General features: G+C 75.5%; 3 protein-coding genes and 1 pseudogene. All 4 read left to right on the top strand.

Annotation, left to right across the window (positions count from 1 at the left end; translation table 11 throughout):
- Positions 1-793: pseudogene (locus E1300_RS48290) on the top strand (hypothetical protein); the annotation flags it as partial.
- Between the two features lie 110 nt (positions 794-903).
- Complete coding sequence (locus tag E1300_RS48285) at positions 904-1,995, top strand: LacI family DNA-binding transcriptional regulator (protein WP_131763967.1); 1,092 nt, start codon at positions 904-906, stop codon at positions 1,993-1,995.
- A gap of 131 nt (positions 1,996-2,126) precedes the next feature.
- On the top strand, positions 2,127-3,281 hold the full coding sequence (locus tag E1300_RS52010) for a mandelate racemase/muconate lactonizing enzyme family protein (protein WP_131763966.1): 1,155 nt from the start codon (positions 2,127-2,129) through the stop codon (positions 3,279-3,281).
- Positions 3,278-3,917 (top strand): zinc-dependent alcohol dehydrogenase (locus tag E1300_RS52005; RefSeq protein WP_207400433.1); only part of this gene is annotated, 640 nt, incomplete at its 3' end. The genes E1300_RS52010 and E1300_RS52005, both read left to right, overlap by 4 nt.

Here is a 3,917-nt window from a genome sequence, read left to right as displayed (position 1 = left end):
CCGGCGTCCGCGGCTCGTCGACGCGTCCGGCCCGCGCGCCCCGGCCGCCGGCCGGGCGGACGTCCGGCCGCGATACCGCGCCATCCTCGCCGTGGACATCGAGGGTTCGACCAGGCGGACCGACCCGGTGAAGGGCGAGCTGCGGCGGACGCTCTACCAGTTCCTGGAGGAGGCGTTCTGGCGGGCGGGCATCGAGGAGCGCTGCCGGGAGGCGTTCGTCGACCGGGGCGACGGCGCGCTCGTTCTCGTCCATCCGCTGGACGAAGTCCCGAAAACGCTGCTGCTGCATCCGGTCGTGCCGATCCTGGGCGACCTGCTGGACGAATACAATTCGGCCCTGACCTCCGTCCCGGACCCCGACAGGAGAATCCGCGTCCGCGTGGCGGTGCACGCCGGCGAGGTCCACAGCGACGGCCGCGGCAATTTCGGCGAGGCGCTCGACGTCGCGTGCCGGCTGCTCGACGCGCCGCAGACGAAGAGGGCCCTGCGGGGCGCGAGCGGGCCGCTGGTGCTGGTCGTGTCGGAGGACATCTACCACGGCATCGTCCGGCACGGTTACGAGGGCATCAGCGCCGACGGCTTCCTGCCGCTCGTCCGGCTGGAGGTGACCGGGCGGCGGCTCCGGGGCTGGGTGCGCGACAGCCCGGTCCCCGGAAGCGCGGGCGCGGGCGCCGGTCCGGGGCACGGGCTCCGCGTCCTGAGCCCGTTCGGCCGGCCCCGGCGGCTCCTGCACGGGCTCCGCAGGGCGCACCGCCGCGGCGGGCGCCGGACGCTGGAGGCCGTCCGGTACTGAAACGCCGGGCCGCCGGGTGTCGGGCGCTACCACGATCGTGCGCAGGGTGTTGACAGCCGATCGCGTTAGCGCAAACATCAGGGCACCCGAAAACGTGTGGAGCAGATCACATGACGACCGCGACGCCCCAGCCGCAGGCCGGCGCCGAGCCGCCCGGCCCCGGCGCCGGGCGTCCGCGCGCGGCGGTCATGGAGGACGTCGCCGCGCTGGCCGGTGTGTCGGCCATGACGGTGTCGCGGGTGCTCAACACCCCCGCGAAGGTCGCCCCGAAGACCCGGGAGCGGGTGCTCTCGGCGATGCGGGAGCTGGACTACCGGCCGAACTCGGCCGCCCGGGTGCTGGCGACCGGCCGCTCGGGGGTGCTCGGCGTGGTCAGCCTCGACACGACCCTGTACGGGCCCGCCTGCACGCTGTACGGCATCGAGCGCGCGGCCCGCAGCGCCGAGTACGTCATCACGATCGCGAGCCTCGGCGAGCTGAACCGGCGGTCCATCGAGGACGGCGTGGAGCGGCTGCGCGCGCAGTCGGTGGACGGCGTCGTCATCATCGCGCCGCACCGCTCGGCCGCCGAGGGCCTGCGGCGGCTGCCGCCGGACCTGCCGGTCGTCGTCGTCGGCGCGGGCGACGACCTGACGGTCCCGGTGGCCGCGGTCGACCAGCGCGCGGGCGCGGTCCGGGCCGTCCGGCACCTGCTCAGCCTCGGCCACGAGACGGTCTGGCACCTCGCGGGCCCGGCCGACTGGGTGGACGCCGACGGCCGCGTCGAGGGCTGGCGCGCCGTGCTGGAGGGCGAGGGACGGGACGTCCCGCCGCTGCTCAGCGGCGACTGGAGCGCCCGGTCCGGATACGAGCAGGGCCGGGTGCTCGCCGCCGACCCGGCGGTGACCGCCGTGTTCGCCGCCAACGACCCGATGGCGCTCGGCCTGCTGCGCGCGCTGCGCGAGGCCGGCCGCCGCGTCCCCGAGGAGGTGAGCGTGGTGGGCTTCGACGACGTGCCGGAGGCACCGTACTTCGCACCCCCGCTGACCAGCGTCCGGCAGCCGTTCGGCGAGGTCGGGCGGCACGCGTTCCAGCTCGTCCTGGAACGCGTGGGCGGCGGGGGCGGAGGCGGCGCTCCCCCGGGCGGGCCGCCGGCGCGGCGGACCGTCGAGCCGGAGCTCGTCGTGCGGGAGAGCACGGCGGTGCGGCGCGGCGCCCGCTGAGGGGAACCGCTGACAGGACCCGGCGACAAGGTCCGCCGACAAGGCTTGAGCAACCGGAGGGGAGCATCCGTGGCACCTCGATGTTAGCGCTAACACGACCTAGCGCTAGACCGAGATGAGGAGAACAGCACGTGCGCATCACCGAGATCGGCACCCATGTCCTGGGCACGCCCTGGCGGAACCTCACGTTCGTGACCGTCCACACCGACGAGGGCCTCACCGGTGTGGGCGAGGCCCGCATGCTGGGCCACACCGACGCGCTCCTCGGCTACCTCGCCGAGGCGGAGCGCCGGCACATCGTCGGCAGCGACCCGTTCGGCATCGAGGACCTCGTCCAGCGGATGAAGTACGGCGACTACGGCCGTGCGGGCGAGATCGTGATGTCGGGCATCGCGTGCGTCGAGATGGCCTGCTGGGACATCGTCGGCAAGGCCCTCGGCCAGCCGGTCTGGCGGCTGCTCGGCGGCGCCGTGCGCGACCGCGTCAAGGCGTACGCCAACGGCTGGTACACCGTGGACCGGACGCCGGAGGAGTTCCACGCCGCCGCGACCCGGGTCGTCGAGCGCGGTTACGACGCGCTGAAGCTCGACCCGTTCGGGGCGGGCCGCATGGAGCTGGACCACGCCGAGACGATGCGCTCGATCGGCCTCGTCGAGGCGGTGCGCGACGCCATCGGCCCCGAGCGCGAGCTGCTGGTGGAGATGCACGGCCGGTTCTCCCCCGCGACCGCGATCCGGCTCGCGGGGCTGCTCGCCCCGTTCGACCCGGGCTGGCTGGAGGAGCCGGTGCCGCCGGAGAACCTCAAGGCGCTCGCGAAGGTGTCGGCGCACACCGGCCTGCCGATCGCGACCGGCGAGCGGATCCACGACCGCATCGAGTTCCGCGAGCTGCTGGAGCTCCAGGCCGCCGACGTGATCCAGCCGGACGTCGGGCACACCGGCGGGATCTCCGAGGTCCGCAAGCTCGCCGCGACCGCCGAGACCTACTACGTGCAGGTCGCCCCGCACAACGTGGGCGGGCCGGTGCTGACCGCCGCGTCCCTCCAGCTCGGCGTCTGCGTGCCCAACTTCAAGATCCTGGAGCACTTCAACGACTTCGCGGACGCGGCCGTGAAGGACGTCGCGACGGGCACGCCGCAGGTCGTCGACGGGTACTTCGAGCGGCCGTCCGCGCCGGGCCTCGGCGTCGAGCTGAACGTGGACGCGCTGGCCGGCCTGCCCCGCCAGCACGCCGACTTCGACCTGTTCGCCGAGGACTGGCACCTGCGCAAGGGAACGGGCCGTTGAGCCGCGCCGTCGTGGTGGACGAGCCGGGCCGCTGGCGCCTGGCCCGCTCGGAGCCGCCGGAGCCGGGCCCCGGCGAGGCCCGGGTGCGGGTCGCCGCGGCCGGGCTGTGCGGCAGCGACCGGGAGCTGTTCGACGGCGCGCGCCCGCCCGGCTTCGCCGCCTACCCCGTCGTCCCGGGCCACGAGTGGTCGGGGACGGTGGAGGCGGTCGGCGCCGGCGCCGACCCGGGCCTGGTCGGCGCCCGCGTGGTCGGCGAGGGCTACCGCGGCTGCCTGGTGTGCGCGCGTTGCCGGGAGGGCGCCCCGAACCTGTGCGAGGCGGGGTACGACGAGACCGGCTTCACGCGTCCGGGCGCGTTCGCCGACCACCTGCTCGTGCCCGCCCGGCTGCTGCACGTGCTGTCCCCCGGCGCCGACCTGCGCGCGGCGGCGCTGCTGGAGCCGGCCGCGGTGATCGCCGCCGCGGTCCGGCAGGTCGCGGCGCGTCCCGGGGAGGACGTCGCGGTGGTGGGGGCGGGGACGCTCGGGATGCTCGCGCTCCAGTTCCTCGCCGCCTCGTCCCCGGCGCGGCTGGTCGCGGTGGAGCCGCGCGCCGGGCGGGCCGCCGCCGCGCTGGCGGCGGGCGCGACGGAGGTCC

It is taken from the genome of Actinomadura fibrosa, assembly GCF_900659615.1.
Lineage (GTDB): Bacteria > Actinomycetota > Actinomycetes > Streptosporangiales > Streptosporangiaceae > Spirillospora > Spirillospora fibrosa.
The sequence above is the reverse complement of the archived record's forward strand: the minus strand, read 5'-3'. Positions and strand labels throughout refer to the sequence as shown.

Coding starts and splice junctions, on each gene's coding strand:
- E1300_RS48285 (WP_131763967.1), top strand. CDS start 904: ATGACGACCGCGACGCCCCAGCCGCAGGCCGGCGCCGAGCCGCCCGGC.